The 16,459-nt window shown below is 64.5% G+C and carries 13 protein-coding genes; 3 read left to right on the top strand and 10 right to left on the bottom strand.

From position 1 onward, the window contains the following. Window position 1: 1 nt before the first annotated feature. The 4 genes from V1279_RS22110 to V1279_RS22125 form a co-directional block, all read right to left on the bottom strand. Window positions 2-1,153 carry a DegT/DnrJ/EryC1/StrS family aminotransferase gene (locus tag V1279_RS22110; RefSeq protein WP_334440111.1) on the bottom strand — a complete coding sequence of 384 codons (1,152 nt, stop codon included), beginning with the start codon at window positions 1,151-1,153 and terminating at the stop codon, window positions 2-4. A 27-nt stretch (window positions 1,154-1,180) separates the two neighbouring features. Next, entirely contained in the window at window positions 1,181-2,197 is a 1,017-nt protein-coding gene (locus V1279_RS22115) for a Gfo/Idh/MocA family oxidoreductase (RefSeq protein WP_334440114.1), read from the bottom strand. A gap of 171 nt (window positions 2,198-2,368) precedes the next feature. Continuing rightward, complete coding sequence (locus tag V1279_RS22120) at window positions 2,369-3,781, bottom strand: mannose-1-phosphate guanylyltransferase/mannose-6-phosphate isomerase (protein ID WP_334440117.1); 1,413 nt, start codon at window positions 3,779-3,781, stop codon at window positions 2,369-2,371. Window positions 3,782-3,788: 7 nt separating this feature from the next. Beyond that, window positions 3,789-4,778 carry an NAD-dependent epimerase gene (locus V1279_RS22125; protein WP_334440120.1) on the bottom strand — a complete coding sequence of 330 codons (990 nt, stop codon included), beginning with the start codon at window positions 4,776-4,778 and terminating at the stop codon, window positions 3,789-3,791. Between the two features lie 181 nt (window positions 4,779-4,959). Between V1279_RS22125 and V1279_RS22130 the strand changes: the two genes are divergently transcribed. Together V1279_RS22130 and V1279_RS22135 are read left to right on the top strand one after the other, a co-directional pair. Continuing rightward, entirely contained in the window at window positions 4,960-5,919 is a 960-nt protein-coding gene (locus tag V1279_RS22130) for a lysylphosphatidylglycerol synthase transmembrane domain-containing protein (RefSeq protein WP_334440122.1), read from the top strand. Window positions 5,920-5,947: 28 nt separating this feature from the next. After that, on the top strand, window positions 5,948-6,970 hold the full coding sequence (locus tag V1279_RS22135; protein ID WP_334440124.1) for an MraY family glycosyltransferase: 1,023 nt from the start codon (window positions 5,948-5,950) through the stop codon (window positions 6,968-6,970). Here the strand turns inward: V1279_RS22135 and V1279_RS22140 are convergent. The 5 genes from V1279_RS22140 to rfaD all read right to left on the bottom strand — a co-directional run bounded on the left by V1279_RS22140 (window position 6,967) and on the right by rfaD (window position 13,975). After that, a complete protein-coding gene (locus tag V1279_RS22140; RefSeq protein ID WP_334440126.1) occupies window positions 6,967-8,169 on the bottom strand; it encodes a glycosyltransferase family 4 protein in 1,203 nt (400 codons plus the stop codon). The two genes, V1279_RS22135 and V1279_RS22140, sit on opposite strands and share 4 nt — an antisense overlap. A gap of 46 nt (window positions 8,170-8,215) precedes the next feature. Next, a complete protein-coding gene (locus tag V1279_RS22145; protein ID WP_334440127.1) occupies window positions 8,216-10,132 on the bottom strand; it encodes an SDR family NAD(P)-dependent oxidoreductase in 1,917 nt (638 codons plus the stop codon). Window positions 10,133-10,220: 88 nt separating this feature from the next. Further along, complete coding sequence (locus V1279_RS22150; RefSeq protein WP_334446520.1) at window positions 10,221-11,441, bottom strand: O-antigen ligase family protein; 1,221 nt, start codon at window positions 11,439-11,441, stop codon at window positions 10,221-10,223. Between the two features lie 65 nt (window positions 11,442-11,506). Beyond that, window positions 11,507-12,979, bottom strand: coding sequence for a D-glycero-beta-D-manno-heptose-7-phosphate kinase (gene rfaE1 / locus V1279_RS22155; RefSeq protein ID WP_334440129.1), 1,473 nt, complete (start codon window positions 12,977-12,979; stop codon window positions 11,507-11,509). Window positions 12,980-12,997: 18 nt separating this feature from the next. Next, a complete protein-coding gene (rfaD, locus tag V1279_RS22160; protein WP_334440132.1) occupies window positions 12,998-13,975 on the bottom strand; it encodes an ADP-glyceromanno-heptose 6-epimerase in 978 nt (325 codons plus the stop codon). 161 nt (window positions 13,976-14,136) lie between these two features. Between rfaD and waaF the strand changes: the two genes are divergently transcribed. Further along, window positions 14,137-15,201: a lipopolysaccharide heptosyltransferase II gene (gene waaF, locus V1279_RS22165; protein WP_334440135.1), complete on the top strand. Its 1,065-nt coding sequence runs from the start codon at window positions 14,137-14,139 to the stop codon at window positions 15,199-15,201. A gap of 90 nt (window positions 15,202-15,291) precedes the next feature. Here the strand turns inward: waaF and V1279_RS22170 are convergent, their stop codons facing one another. Next, window positions 15,292-16,347 carry a glycosyltransferase family 4 protein gene (locus V1279_RS22170; RefSeq protein ID WP_334440137.1) on the bottom strand — a complete coding sequence of 352 codons (1,056 nt, stop codon included), beginning with the start codon at window positions 16,345-16,347 and terminating at the stop codon, window positions 15,292-15,294. Between the last annotated feature and the right edge of the window lie 112 nt (window positions 16,348-16,459).

Genomic DNA, 16,459 nt, shown 5'->3' on the forward strand with positions numbered 1-16,459 from the left:
ATCAGGAAGAAAGCGCGCCGCGCACCGCCTCGATCACCCGCGCCTGCGTCGCCTCGTCGAGGTAGGCGTGAATAGGCAGGCTGACGACATCGTCCGAGAGCTTTTCGCTCACCGGCAGCCCGCCATCCGCCACCGGGAAACTCTTGTACGCGGTCTGCTGATGCATCGATTTCGTGTAATAGATCGCGGTCGGAATCCCCTGCGCCTTCAGGTCGGCAACGAAGCGGTCACGGTCCGTGCCTTTAGGCAGGCGGATGGTATAGCACGCCCAGATCGAGCTGCAGCCGCTGGCAAGACGGGGCACGGTCACGACATTTCCGAGCCCCCGCGCATAGCGCTCTGCAACCACGTTGCGCGCCGCGATCTCGTCCTCGAAGATTTTCAGCTTCTCGATCAGAATCGCCGCCTGCATGGTATCGAGCCGCGCGGTGAGGCCGATACGGACATTGTCGTATTTGTCCGAGCCCTGGCCGTGGACGCGGATGCTGCGCAGTATTTCGGCCAGCGCATCGTCGTCGGTGAAGATCGCGCCGCCGTCGCCGAAGCAGCCGAGCGGCTTCGCGGGAAAGAAGCTGGTTGTAGTCGCCAGACCGAAGGTGCCGAGCCGGCGGCCCTTGTAGCTCGCGCCAAAGCTCTGGGCGGCGTCGTTGAGCACGAACAGGCCCTCGGCCTCCGCGATGGCGCCGATCGCGTCGTGGTCGGCGCTTTGCCCGAACAGGTCGACTGGAATCACCGCCCGCGGCTTCAGGCCACGCTGTCGCGCCGTCGCGATGCCGCGCTTGAGCGAGCCGGTGTCGATGTTGAAGGTCACCTCGTCGACGTCGACGAAAACAGGCGTGGCACCGGTCAGCACCACCACCTCGCCGGTCGCGCAAAAGGTGAAGGAGGGACAGAGCACGGCATCGCCGGGGCCGATATTTTTCGCCATCAGCACCATCAGCAGCGCGTCGGTGCCGCTGGCGCAGCTCACCACGTGTTTGGCGCCTGAAAATTTCGCAAGCGCGGCTTCCAACTCCGTGACCTCCGGCCCGTTGATGAACTGGCAGTGATCGAGCACTCGGGCAACGGCATCGTCGATCGATTTGCCGAGCCGGCGGCGTTGCGCGGCGATATCGGTGAAGGGAATGGGTTCTGGGCGCATGTGCTGGTTCATGGAGCCTTGCTCGGTTCTAGAAGAAATTTAGCCGGCGATGCGGCGCGGGCCCTTGCGCGCGGCGGAGGCCGCGGGCTTCGCGGGCTGCTCGAGGCACCGGATCGCGATTTCGAGACTGGCGACGCCCTCGTCGCCGGAAACCGCCGGCACATTGCCGGTGCGGACGGCATCGAGGAATGCGATCAGCTCGGCGCGCAGCGGTTCGTCATGGCCGACCGGCAGATGCCGCATCGAATAGCTGCCGTCGGGCTTGAAGCCGAAGCACTCGGTCACCTGGCGCGTCAGGAGATCGCCCATCACATATTTGCCGCGCGTCGCAACCGTGACGCTGCGCGCCTTGAACGGCGTCAGCCAGTTGGTGTTGATGTGGGCGAGCACGCCCGAGGCGGTGCGGAACTGCAAGAGCGCGATATCTTCGCGCTCGGCGATCGCGCTGGAAAGCTGCGGCTGCACCTCGATGATATCTGACTCGGTGAACCAGCGGATCAGGTCGATATCGTGCACGGCGAGATCGATGACGACGCCGACGTTGGACATGCGCGGCGGGAACGGGCCGACGCGGGTGATGCCGATCGAAAGAATATCTTCGCCCGAGATCGCCTGCTTGATCGCGGCGACCGCCGGATTGAAGCGCTCGACATGGCCGACCATCAGCGTCACGCCGGCACTGCGCGCCGCGTTGACGATGTCCTGCCCCTCTTCCACCGTCGAGGCGACCGGCTTCTCGACCAGGATGTGGATGTTGCGCGTGATGCACGCGAGCGCGATCTCGTGATGGAGATGGGTCGGCGCCGCGATCGTGATCGCATCGACGCCCTCGTCGAACAGTTCGTCGAGATCGGTGAACGCGCGACAGCCTACGAGCGCGGTGGCGCGCGCGCGGTGTTCCGGCAACGGATCGACGATACCGACCAGCGTCACCCCGGGCAGACCGGCCAGCACGCGGGCATGGTTGCTGCCCATCACGCCCGCGCCGACCACGCCGACGCGCAAGCCGCGTGTTGCGTCGGCCTTCGCATCGAATGCGGACCCTTTGGAACTCATGATTTGTCGACCCCAAGCAGATTTTAGGCGGATTCTAAGCAGAATTGCGCCGGTAGTATCCCCAGCGGTTCTCTAGCACGCCATCACAGATGTGGCGAACGCGATCGACGGTTTTCGGACACGTTTTGATTCAAAGAATTACAACCGCCGGCCCGGTAAAACTACTGTCGCTCAACTGCGCTTGTAGTCGTCCTCGATGCGGATGATATCGTCCTCGCCGAAATAGCTGCCGGTCTGGACTTCGATCAGTTCGAGCTGGATCTTGCCGGGATTCTCCAGGCGGTGCACCGCGCCGATCGGGATGTAGATCGATTCGTTCTCGTGCACGGTCTTGACCAGCTCGTTGACGGTGACCTGCGCCGTGCCGCGCACCACGATCCAGTGCTCGGCACGATGGTGGTGCTTCTGCAGCGAGAGCCGCCCGCCCGGCTTGACGATGATGCGCTTGACCTGATGACGGTCGCCATTGTCGACCGACTGATAGGATCCCCAGGGCCTGTGCACCCTGATGTGATCCTCGGTCACCTGCGGCGCGACCGTCTTCAGCTTCGCGACCAGCCGCTTCAGCCCGTTTGCATCCTTTTGCCTGGAGACCAGCACGGCGTCCTGGGTCGCGACCACCACGAGGTCGTCGACGCCTTCGAGCGCGACCAGCGCGCGGTCGGTCGATACGTTGCAATTGCGGGAGTCCTCGAACACCGCGGCGCCGCGCGCCGCGTTGCCCTCGCCATCCTTGCCGGACAATTCCCACACCGCATGCCAGGAGCCGACGTCGGACCAGCCGCACGCGACCGGCACGACCGCGGCGCGCGCTGTCTTTTCCATGACAGCATAATCGATCGAGATCGACTTCGCCGATCCAAACGCGGCCTCGTCGAGCTTGACGAATCCGAGGTCGGTGCCCGCCTTCGCCACCGCATCGCTCACGGCCTGAACGCTTTCCGCATCGACCTTGCGATATTCATCCGTCAGTACGGCGGCACGGAACATGAAGTTGCCGCTGTTCCAGAGATAGCCGGCCTCGACATAACTCGCGGCGGTTGCCGGATCCGGCTTCTCGACGAACTTTGCGACCGCGCGGACCTTGCCGGCAATGACCTCGCCGGGATTGATGTAGCCATATTCGGTGGCGGCGCGCTCGGGCTGCACGCCGAACGTCACGATGTGCCCGGCTTCCGCGGCAGCCAGTCCTTCGCGGCAGGCGGCAAGGAAGGCGGGCGTGTCGCTCACCACGTGATCGGCGGCCAGTGCCAGCACGATCGCATCCTTGTCGCGCGCCTCTGCAAAGGCGGCACCGGCCGCGATGGCGGGCCCGGAATCGCGCCGCATCGGCTCGAGCAGCACGTCGGCCTCGAGCCCGATCTCGGCCAGTTGCTCGAGCACCATGAAGCGATAGGCGTTGTTGGTGATGATGACGGGCCGTTCGAACAGACCAGCATCAGAAACCCGCAACAGCGTGTCCTGGAACGTCGAGCGCGCCCCGAACAGGGACAGGAACTGCTTGGGGTGAACCTCGCGCGAGGCCGGCCACAGCCGCGTGCCCGCGCCGCCGCACATGATCAGGGGGATAATTCGTCGGTTCATCGGCGTCTCAAATCCTGTAGTAGTCACGATACCAGGCGACGAAATCGGCAAGCCCGTCTTCGATCGAGGTCTGCGGCCTGAAGCCGGTGTCGCGCATCAGCCCTTCGACATCGGCGAAGGTCTCGGTCACGTCTCCAGGCTGCATTGGCAGCATCTCCTTGACTGCCGCGCGGCCCAATTCCCGCTCCAGAACCGCTACCACATGGGTTAATTCTTCCGGGTGATTGTTGCCGACATTGTAAATCCGTGCCGGCGCATCGGCCGCCGGGCCGCCATCGCGCGGGGCCTGATCGACCAGGTGCAGTATGGCACGCGTCGCGTCCGCAACATGGGTAAAGTCGCGCCGCATCCTGCCATGGTTAAAGAGCTTGATCGGAGTGCCCTCCACGATCGCTTTGGTAAAGAGGAAATACGCCATATCGGGCCGTCCCCACGGCCCGTAAATGGTAAAGAACCGCAAGCCCGTCACCGGCAGACGATAGAGATGGCTGTAGGAATGCGCGATCAGCTCATTGGCCTTCTTTGTGGCGGCGTACAGGCTGACCGGATGGTCGGTTTTGTCGTCCTCCGAAAACGGTAGTTTCGTATTGGCGCCGTAGACCGACGAGGATGACGCATAAACCAGATGGCCGCATCCGTGATGCCGGCAACCTTCCAGCACATTGACGAAGCCTTCGAGGTTGGCGTCGACATAGGCATGCGGATGATCGATCGAGTAACGCACGCCGGCCTGTGCCGCGAGATGCACCACCCTGGCAAAGCGGTGCTCGGCAAACAGGCGTTCCATTGAGGCGCGGTCGGCGAGATCGATCTGTTCGAACGCGAAACCTCGTTCCCCGCGCAGAATGTCCAGCCGCGCCGCCTTCAGCGCCGGGTCGTAATAATCGTTGAGATTGTCGAGACCGACCACGGTGCGGCCTTCGGCAAGCAGCCGGCGCGCGACGTGGAAGCCGATGAAACCCACAGCTCCGGTGACCAAGATGGGTTGATCGGGCATCGTATCCTTGGAAGGCGCCGCTCAAAGGCTGAAAAATCTCTGTCCCGGCCTCTTTACCTGCGTTGCCGAGGCCGCCGCAACACCTTCCAGCCCCGCTATTGCCAGATCGGCCCGAAAACCATACCAAGGCGCCGAATTGCATCGCTTTTTGCACCCCCTTCTCAAACCCAGCACGGGCGAGATGCGCCGTATCCTGCTTTCGACGTTGAAGATACTGGTCTCGGCGGCGCTCCTGTATTTCTCGCTGCGTAAGGTCGACCTTGCCGAACTCGTCGCCCGTATCGACGTTTCCAGCCTGGGCTGGATCGGCGTGGCGATTGCCGTGACGTTCCTGCAGATATTCGTCGGCGTCCTGCGATGGCGCGAGATCAGCGCGGAGTGCGGCGCGCCGCTGCCGACCAGGCAGGCGATGCGCTTCAACGTGATCGGAACCTTCTTCAACCAGACGCTGCCCTCCTCGATCGGCGGCGACGCGGTCAGGCTATGGCTGGTGGCCCGCAGCGGCGCCGGCTGGCGGGCCGCGACCTATTCCATCTTCGTCGACCGCGCCATCGGCCTGATCGCGCTCGCGGTGGTCATCGTCGCGAGCCTGCCCTGGAGCTACCGCCTGATCACCGATCCGCATGGCAGGTCGGCGCTGCTGTTCGTCGATTTCGCAGCCCTTGCCGGCGGCCTCGGATTTCTTCTGCTCGGCCGGCTGCCGTGGCCGTGGCTGAAGCACTGGTGGGGCACTCATCACATCCACGCCTGTTCGGTGATCGCCAATCGCGTGCTGTTCAGCCGCGTTCACGGCCCGAAAGTCGCGGTACTGTCGTTGCTGGTGCACGTGCTCGCCGTCGTCATCGCCTGGTGCGTGGTGCAATCGATCGCAGCCCCCGTGCTGTTCAGCCAGATCTTCCAGCTCGTTCCGCCTGTCATGCTGATCACCATGCTGCCGATCTCGATTGCCGGCTGGGGCGTCCGCGAGGCCACCATGGGGCTGGCGTTCGGTTATGCCGGCCTGATGGCCAACGAGGGCGTCAACATCTCCCTGCTCTATGGCGCGGTATCCTTCATGGTCGGCGCGGTCGGCGGGCTGGTCTGGATATTGAGCGCCGAGAAAGCCGCGCAGGGCACGGTGCCCATCGAAGTTCGCAAATAATCTCCGAGCAACTTTTCACGCGGATAGAATGGCCAGTTCGCAACTACTGCTGTCGTTTGCCGCCGCAGTGCCGGCGGCGCTGTTGTCGGGCGTCCTGACATGGGCGATCCGGCCGCTGCTCGTGCGAAAAGCGCTGGCGCGGCCGAATGCGCGCTCTTCCCATCGCATTCCGACACCGCAGGGCGCCGGCATCGCGGTGATCGCGGCCACGCTGATCGTGGCCGTCACGGTCATCGCATTTGCCGGCACGGCGGAAATGAAAATCCCCGTCGCGGTATTCGGCGCGACGCTGTTCATCGCGGCCGTAGGCTTTGCCGATGACGTCAATACCATCCCGGTCGTGCCGCGGCTGCTGCTGCAGGGGCTCGCGGTCGCGGTTGTCATCTTTGCCGCGCCCGAAAGCTTGCGGATCGTTCCCGCCTGCCCGCTCTGGCTCGAGCGCGGCTTGCTGTTCCTCGCGGGCCTGTGGTTCGTGAACCTCGTCAACTTCATGGACGGGCTGGACCTGATGACGGTGGCCGAGATTGTCCCGATTACCGGCGCTGTCGTTCTGCTCGGCTGGCTCGCCGAACTTCCCGCGCCCGCGACCCTTGCCGCCGCGGCGCTGTTCGGGGCGATGCTTGGATTTGCGCCTTTCAACCGGCCGGTGGCGAAAATTTTTCTCGGCGACGTCGGCAGCCTGCCGATCGGCCTGCTAGTTGGCTGGTGCCTGCTGCAGCTCGCCTGGCATCAGCACTTCGCAGCCGCCCTGCTGTTGCCGCTCTATTATCTCACTGACGCCACCGTCACCCTGATGCGGCGCATTATCAGGCGCGAGCCGTTCTGGGCAGCGCATCGCACCCATTTCTATCAGCGCGCCACCGACAACGGCTTTCCGGTGTGGCGCGTAGTGAGCGAGGTGTTCGCGCTCAATGTCCTGCTCGCTGCGCTGGCGATCGGCTCGGCCATGACCTCGTCGGTGGCAATCGCAATCCTGCTTTTCGTCATCGGCAGCATCGCCACGGCGCTCCTGATGCACCGCTTCTCGCGCCGGCAATCGCCGTCAGGCTAATCCGGCTTCTTTTGCGAGAGCTCGCGGATCAGGCCGCAATAGTCGGCCATGGCGATTTCAAAGTCGAAACGCCCTGCGATTTCGGCCGCGCGCTCGGCCCGCTGCGGATCCTTGGCGCCGGCGGCACGACTGACCGTTTTCGCGAGCTCATCGGCTTTGCCGGGCTCGACGACCCAGCCGACATCGTGTTCGGTCACCGTCAACGCCGCCTCGGCATCCGCTTCGGAAACCAGGATCACCGGGCGGCCGATCGCCAGGAGATTGTAGAACCGGCTGGGCACCGATACGCCGGCGACGTTCCTGCGGTAGGGAATGATCCAGACGTCCGCGGCCGAAAGAAATGCCTCCAGTTGGTCGTCCTCGACGCGATCGACCAGGGTGACGTTCGCAAGCCCGGCCTCGGCTTGCATGGCCTTCAACTGGTCGAAGCCCACCCCCCAGCCCGACAGCAGGAAGTGAATATCCTTGTCGTCGCGCAACAGGCGCGCGGCCTCGAATACGATGACGGGATCGTGGGTAAAGCCGAGATTGCCGGACAGACCGACGACAAAGCGAGCGGAAAGCGGACGGCGATACGGATTATCAGGATCGACCGCGCGAACGCCGCGCGCGAGCGTCGCCCAGTTCGGAATGAAACGGATCTTGTCGCTTGTCATGCCGCCATAGCGCAGCAGCAGCTTTTCGGTGTCGCGGCCGATGATGACGACGGCATCGAGCGCGCGAAACATCAACGCGTTCAAGCCGCGCATCGCACTTGCCGGCAACGAATTCGGCTTCAGGAGGCCCGCCATGATGAGGACGTCGGGATAGAGATCGTGCATGATCAGCACCGACCTCGCGCCTCTCAATTTGGCGGCGGCGGCAAAGGCGTAAGGCAGCATGAAGGGTGCTGGAACGGTGAGCGCGACGTCGCCGCGGCGCAACTTCACCAATAGCGCGGTGAACATCCGGATCGTGAACAGCAGTTCGGCGAAAGCGCGCTTGAGCAATGCGGCCTTGCCGGGCATCCAATTCCCTACCTCGACGACCGCAGGCTTGCCGGCGGCCGCAGCAGAGGCGGAGCCTGCCGTTCCCGACAGCACCAGCACTTCGGCTTCCTGCGCCACGCGTTCCGAAATCGCCGCCATAATCGCGGCCGTCGTGCTCGGATCCGGCGGATAATGCTGGCTGACGACGACGACTTTTCCGGACTTCTGCATCATGGCTTTCGAAGCGGCCTGCACGGCCGGCGGACACCGAAAAAGATCAGGCGGCGTGCGATCCGAATTCAGGCACGGCATCCTTGAGCACCGCGCGGATGGTGGAGCGGTCATCCCGCGCAATCGCCTCATCGAGCGCCGCGAGCCATTTGCGCAACGTCTGCATCGGTGGCTCGTTCGGTTTGGCCGCCATAATGCCGGCGACCCCGATCTCCACCGTCGGCTCTGCGCTGGCGAACAGGATCTCGTTCAGCCGCTCGCCCGGCCGCATGCCGGTGAACACCACCTCGATATCGATGCCGGGTTCAAGGCCGGACAGGCGGATCATCCGCTCGGCCATTTCCACGATCTTGACCGGCTGTCCCATGTTGAGGACGTAGACGGAGACATCGGGCCGCGCCGGCGTCAGCGCATGGGTCGCCGCGGTCAGCACGAGATCGCAGGCTTCGCGGATGGTCATGAAGTACCGGACCATGTCCGGGTGCGTCACCGTGACCGGGCCGCCGGCCTCGATCTGCGCCTTGAATTTCGGCACCACCGATCCGTTCGAGGCCAGCACGTTGCCGAACCGCACCGAGATTAACCGCATGTGCGGCTTGCCTTCCGATTGCGTCATCAGGTCATGGTCGAGCGCCTGGCAATACATTTCGGCGAAGCGCTTGGTCAGGCCCAGCATCGAGACCGGCTCGATCGCCTTGTCGGTCGAGATCATCACCATTGCTTCGGCGCCCGCCGCCAGCGCGGCGTCGGCTACATTGACGGAACCGAAGATATTGGTCTTGACGCCCTCGCTCCAGTCGCGCTCGAGGATCGGCACGTGCTTCAGGGCTGCGGCATGGAACACGATATCGGGCTTGAATTCCTTCATCAGGTTCATGATCCGGTCACGATCGCGGATATCGGCGATTCGGCCCTCGATCGCCGCATTGGTGGCGCGTGCCGTCAGCGCTTCCGTCACCGCGTAAAGCGCCGGCTCCGAATGCTCGATCACCAGCAACCGCGCGGCGCCGAAGGTCGCGACGCGGTCGCAAATCTCCGAACCGATCGAGCCGCCGCCCCCGGTGACGATCACCGCCTTGCCCTTCACCAGCGCTTCGAGCCGTGCGTAATCGATCTTCTCGCTCGGCCGCAGCAGCAGGTCTTCGACGGCGACATTGGTTAGCCTCGGCACGTCGCCGCTTTCGAGCGAAGGCAGGCGGCTAACGAACAGGCCGAGCCGCTTGGCCCGCATCAGGACCGCCTCGGGATGCGCCTCGGGTTCGAACGCCGACGGGGTCATGACGACCCGCGAAATCGGCTTTCCGCGTCCGGCATAGTCTCGGACCACGTCCTCGACATCGTCGAGCCCGCCGAGCACCGGCACGTTGCGTATCGACTGGCCGCGATCCGCGGCCGATGGCGACAAGACGCCAATCGGCCAAAGCTGCTTGACTGCGCCGCTCTCGATCGCGCGCAACAGCACCTCCGCGTCGGCGGCGCGGCCGATCAGCAGGGTTGACGACGCCCCTTCGGTCCGGGCATGGCGGCGAACGCGCGAATAGCGGAAATAGCGATAGCCGAAGCGGAGCGCGCTCAGCGCGAATACCTGGAGAAACCAGTAGAGCACGATGGTGATACGGCCGAACAGCACCGGCGCCTTGCCGTTCGATGCCCCGAAAATGAAGGCATAATCCAGCACGACAAGCGCGACCGTCAGAACACTCGCCACGCGCAGGATGTTCAGCGCATCGGGGAGCGAAATGAAACGCCATTTCGTCGTCGTCAGGTTGAAGACGTAGCAGATCACGACGCTGAAGACGATGAAGAGGGGCAGAATGCGCAGCAATAGCGGCAGGCGGGCATAGAAGGCCTCGCCTCCCTCGAAGCGCAAATAGAAGCTTGCGAGCAGCGCAAACGCGGTCGCCAGCGCATCATGCGCTGCGATCAGGTAGTTGCGACGGGTCAGTTGCGAAAGAGGCGTCATTCCAGTGGCCGGCTGCGAAGAGCGAGGGGGATTCGCGAGGCGCGTCCCTCGCCCGCTGATATCTTATCTGCGGCGCGCATGCCAGCGATCATGGCCGGGCTGTTCCGGAAGATTCCGTGACCTCGGATCTGCCGCGCAGCACCATGCCGCCCGCGACCCCGACGCCCAGCACATACATCCAGCCTTCATGGAAGTCGAAGATGTGGGAGTTGAACAGCGACGTGAAGATGTTCTGCACCACGACCAAAAGACCGACCCAGTTGGCAAGCCCGTCGCCACGGAACAACAGCAGGTGCAATAGCCACATCGCGTACAGTATGACGACACCGACAATACCCCATTGCACCGCGACGTTGAGCGTCTGGTTATGCGGGTTTCCGATCACTTCGCTGCTGGCCTGGTAGGAGTCGTGCGTTGCGACGCGCTCAAACAGGCCGCGCGTCGCACCCGTGCCGTGGCCGATGACAGGCGCCTCGGCAAAGAAGCCCAGGGATTTCCGCCAGAATTCAAGCCGCAGCCCGATCGATGTCGGTATGTTTTGTTCCTTGTAGAGCTGGTAGTCCCGCGCAAACATGTCCACGGTCTGGCGCAATGCCGGCGAGGTCTGCCAGGCCACGGCGGAGAATGCGGCCGCCGCGCAGGCCACGATGAGGATGTTCCGCCACCTCAGATGCAGCAGCGCAAATACCGCGAACATGATCGGCACCGTCACCAGAGCCGTGCGCGACACCACCAGGAACGCCATGTTGACGAAGAAGCCGAAGGCGATGGCGGTGAGCAGCAGGGCCAGCGCGATCCGCCTTGCCCGCAGCAGCATGATGATCGGATAGGCCAGCGCAACCGCGCAGAGCGTGAATTCCTGGCTCTGGGCGATGTAGTTTTTCACGAAGATGCCGCGCGCGGCGAGATCCGGAGTCCGCAGTGAAAGTTCGGGGCGGAGAAATACCATCCAGGACATCAGCATCAACAGCGTGCAGGAGACGAGGAACGCTACGAACACCCACGTCCCGCGCGTCGAGCGCTCGAAGTGATAGAGCAGGACCGGAAGCACAAGGAGCTTTGCGGCCGGCCCCACGGCATAGAACCTCGCGCCCCAGGAGGCGTCCGACCACAGGGTGCCGACAAGCGCCAGAACGAACAGCGCGATCGGCAGCGCGAAGATCGGACGCTTCAGCGAGGCCAGAAAGCTCTTCAATTCGAGCGTCGGCGCAACCGTGACCAGAAGCGCAGCGCCGAAAATACCGACCAGCGAGGTCGACCATGGCAGCGACAGCGCAAGCAGGACCGCGACGACGTCGCTCGCCTTCATCCATGCGGTCGGATCGCGCCAGATCGGCAGCGCCTTGGCGATCGGCGACGAAGCTGCGTTCGCGCTCACGCCTTGCCTCCCCGCGCGCGGTCGACCAGCGACGTCGTGCTGTAGCCCGCCAGAATGTCGACGAGCACGACCTCGCCGCCGCCGGCCTCGACGATCTCGTGGCCGACGACCTGCTCGCGGGTATAGTCGCCACCCTTGACCAGCACGCTCGGCCTCACTTTCGCGATCAGGTCGATCGGCGTGTCTTCCTCGAAGATCGCGACGAGATCGACCGCTTCCAGCGCCGCCAGCACTTCGGCGCGCGCCTGCTCGTCCTGAACCGGGCGCCCCTCGCCTTTCAGCCGTTTCGTCGAGGCATCGCTGTTGAGCCCGACGATCAGCCGGTCGCAGGCGCCGCGCGCAGCCGTCAGCACCTTGACGTGGCCAGGATGCAAAATGTCGAAGCAGCCATTGGTGAAGCCGATGCGCAGTCCCTGCCGGCGCCATTCCGCCAGATGCATGGCGAGATCGCCACCTGCCGGCACGATCTTCTCCTCGGCCGCCAGCGACGCATGCGGCAGGATTTTCCGCCGCAGTTCCGCCGGCGTCACGGTAGCGGTGCCCTTCTTGCCGACCGCGACCGCGGCCGCCGCATTCGCCATCCGCAGCGCCGTCTCCCAGTCGGCCCCGGCCGCAAGCGAAAGCGCCAGCACAGCGGCGACCGTGTCGCCCGCGCCAGAGACGTCGCGCACCTTGATCGGCAACGCCGGCACGTGTATCGCCTCGCCGCCGCGAGCCACCAGCGTCATGCCGTGTTCACTCTGCGTCACCAGCATGGCCTGGCAATCGGCGAGAACCATCGCGTCCTGCGCCGCGGCGGCAATGATCTGGTCGGTATCGGCGCGGCTGCGGGTGGCTTCGGCAAACTCCTTGCGGTTCGGCGTCAAGAGCGTGGCGCCGCGATAGATCGCGAAATTGGCGCTCTTGGGGTCGACGATCACGCGCTTGCCGACTTTCTTGGCGGCGTCGATGATGTTGCGGATGACGCGCGCCGTCAGCACGCCCTTGGCGTAGTCGGACAGCAGCACGATATCGGCGCGCGGCACGAGCGGCAGGATCGCGTCGATCAGCCGCTGCTCGATCTCGGCCGAGGCCGGAACGGCCTGCTCCCAATCCGCGCGCAGCATATGGGTGGAAAAATGCTCGGAGACGAAGCGCACCTTGCGCGTCGTCGGGCGGGAGGAATCGGAGACCAGCACGGCCTCGATCAGGCTCTCCCGCGCCAGATCGGTCTTCAGCTTCGCGCCCGCCTCGTCCTCGCCGACCAGGCCTACGAAGATGCAGCGCGCGCCGAGAGCGGCGATGTTGCGCGCGACATTGCCGGCGCCGCCGACATTGGTCTCGCTGCGCTGGACGGCAATCACAGGCGCCGGTGCTTCCGGCGAAATGCGCGACACCTCGCCATAGACGAATTCGTCGAGCATGAGGTCGCCGACGCAGAGCACGGTCTGACGTGGGATCGCCTGGCTCAGGGCTTCAAAATCGAACATCTGTCTACCTGGTGCCCATCAGCGAAAGCGATCGGTTCGATCGAGAAAACCCGTCACGTAGCGCTCGACCGCGTCTTCCAGCGCGGTGAAGCCGCCATTATAGCCGGCGCGCAACAGCCGATCGACTTCGCTCTGGGTGAAGTATTGATAGCTGCCGCGGATCGCTTCGGGCATGTCGATATACTGGATGTTCGGCTGAACGCCGAGCGCCGCATAGGCCGACAGCATCAGGTCGCGGAAGCTGCGCGCGGTGCCGGTGCCGACATTGAAGATGCCGCTGACCGATGGCGTCGCCAGTAACCACATCATCACGCGCACGACGTCGTCGACATAGATGAAGTCGCGCCGCTGGTCGCCGTCGGCGATCCCTTCCCGATGGGACTTGAACAAATGCACGGGGCGCCCGGCCTTGATGTCGTCGAAGCGCCGCGCCAGCACGCTCATCATCGTGCCCTTGTGATATTCGTTGGGGCCGAACACGTTGAAGAACTTCAACCCGGCCCATTGCGGCGGCAGCCGTTCGCCGCGCGCGGCGCGTTCGGCGACCGCCATGTCGAACAGATGCTTGCTCCAGCCGTAGAGGTTCATCGGCCGCAGCTTCTTCAAGGCATCCATCGATTGGTCGTCGCCAAAGCCGGCGCTGCCGTCGCCATAGGTAGCGGCCGAGGACGCGTAGATCAGCGGCGTGGCGTTGGCCGTGCACCAGTCCAAAAGCCGCATCGACAGCCGAAAATTGGTCTCGATCACCAGATCGCCGTCGGTCGCCGTGGTCTCGGAGATGGCGCCGAGATGAACGACGGCCTCCAGCCGGCGGCCCTTCAGCCAGTCCATCAGTTCCGAAGGCGGCACGAAATCGGCGAGCCGCCGCTTGGCCAGGTTGCGCCATTTACCGTCCTGGCCGAGCAGGTCGCACACAGCCACGTCCCGGCCGGCGTCATTCAACGCAGCCACGACGTTCGACCCGATAAAACCGGCGCCCCCGGTCACCAGCAACATGCCATCCCCTGCCATGATTGTTCGGCAAAGCTTTGCCCCACTCCCGCGCGGCAAGCAACTTGGCTGATATGGCTGGGTGAAGGCGGATCACCCGGCTTTACCTACCGGAGCAGAGCAGTTACCGACGGGGCCGGAATCAGCCTGAAGTCAGTTAACAAGAAATGAATTCTGATTCAACAAACGGGATCGAGATGGAGGATGCCGCCGACACGCGGCCGATCCTGATCGTCCCCTATATGTGGATCGGCGATTACGTCCGCGGCCATACCGTCGTGCGTGTCCTCAAGCAGCGCTGGCCGAACCGGCCGGTCGATCTGCTGGTGACCTCGCTGTGCGCGCCGCTGGTCGATTACATGCCGGGTGTCCGCGCCGGAATCGTCTGGGATCTGCCCCGCGGCCGGTTGGCGGTGGCGAAACAGTGGGGTCTCGCGTCCGAATTGCGCTCCCGGGGTTATGGAACCGCCCTCGTCCTGCCCCGCACCTGGAAGGCCGCGATTGCCCCTGTGCTGGCGGGCATCCCCGAGCGGGTGGGCTTTTTCGGCGAGGCCCGGTTCGGGCTGATCAACCGGATGCGATGGGGCGAGAAAGCCCTGCCCCGCTTCATCGACAAGAATGCCGCGCTGGCGCTGCCCGCCCATGCGCCGCTGCCGGGCGAATGGCCGGTGCCGCAGCTCGCCGTGCCGCCTGAGGAAATCACGCGCTGGCGGCAGGCCAACGACCTCGGCACTGGTCCCGCGGTGGCGCTGGCCCCGGGTTCGGTCGGCGCCTCCAAGCGCTGGACCTATTACCCCGGCGCCGCACGGCTGCTGGCCGAGCGCGGGCTCGACGTCTGGGTGGTCGGCGGCCCCGGCGAGAAGGCGCTGGCGCAGGAGATTGTTGCCGCCGGCCGCGGCAAGGTCCGCGACCTCACGGGGTCAGACCTGCGCAACGGCATCCTGGCGATGGCGGCGGCTGGCGTCGCCATCTCGAACGATTCCGGCCTGATGCACATCGCGGCGGCGATCGGCACGCCGACCATGGGCATTTTCGGCCCCACCAATCCCTATCTCTGGGCGCCGCTGAACGGACTCGCGGCCACGGTTGTTCAGACCAAGGCCGTGCTGCCCTGCCAGCCCTGTCAGCGTACGGTCTGCACCATGAACGACCATCGCTGCATGCGTGACATTGATCCCTCTTACGTCGCCGAGGTCGCGCACCGCCTGCTGGTCACTCAGCCCAGAGCCTGATCGGTTCTGATTGCATCAGAACCGGGTTCTGTTCTTTTGTTTTTGACGCGTTTTCCTTGCGCGAACCGGCATCCACTTCGCTCGAAAACGCTATAGCGTACGATAGACCGCGGCGATCGCGTTCGCTTCCGCCTCGAGGCTGAACTTTTGCAGCACGCGCGCCCGCGCCCGCTCGCCCATCGCGATTGCCGAGGCCGGATCGCGCATCAGCGGCTCCAGTGCGGCGACCAGCGCGTCGACATCGCCCGGCGGCGTCAGCACGCCGGTCACGCCCTCCTCGACCACGAATTCGGCGGCGCCTGCGCGCGAGGCCACCAGCGCCGCACCAGCGGACATCGCCTCGATCAGCGTCAGGCCAAAGCCTTCGTTGCGTGAGGTGAAGGCGTAGATCGTCAGCCGCTGATACCAGCGCTGCACCTCCTCGATCGCGAGCTCGCCCGTGATGACGATGCGCGATTGCAGTCCGGCGGCTTCGATCTGCTTTTTCAAACCGTTGGCAAAACCCTGCTGGTCCGGCACGACCGCGCCGACGATGACGGCGGTGAAATCGGGATAGCGCGGCAGCAGCCGGCACATCGCTTCCACGAAGACGTCCGTGCCCTTTTGCGCGCGCACCCGGCCGAAGCAGCCGATCGCATAACGCCCCGGCAGTTTGGCTTCCGCAAACGCCGCCGCGCGATCGGCCGGCGGTGCATAGCTGTCGGTATCGACGCCATGCATCACGACCGTCGCCTCGCGCTTGAGAAACGACGCCGAGAGTTCGGAAGTGGCAATCACCGCATCCATTTGCCGGATCAGCCAGCGCGTCAGCCGCTTGTGATTCCGCTGCGCCGCCGAGGTGAAGACGAGTTTCAGCGGCCAGCCGAGCGCGCGCAGCAACACGCCCGCGATCATCTCGTCATTGCGCCGCGCGTGCCAGATCAGGGAGTTGCGATGGCGCCAGAGCCTCAACAGATCCGCAAAACCCATCCGCGCGATGCCGTCGGGCGCATGCGGCCCGAGCCACGCCGCGCGGTACATTTGGGCAAGCTTCGGCGCCACCATCCGGTTGGTCGCCGTGACGCCCGAATAGCGCCTGTGCAGATTCGGCACGATCAGTTGCAGATCACTGGCCAAATTGTTCTCGATCGGCACGTCCGGCTCCATTTCGGCCAGTTCCTATACGCAACATTAAGCATAGTGGCCAGTTCGCCGGCGCCGAAACCCACTCTTCACCGCGCCACGGCTAGCATCGCCTCCAATAGAGCGCGACCAGCAA

It is taken from the genome of Bradyrhizobium sp. AZCC 1610 (assembly GCF_036924515.1).
Taxonomy (GTDB): domain Bacteria; phylum Pseudomonadota; class Alphaproteobacteria; order Rhizobiales; family Xanthobacteraceae; genus Bradyrhizobium.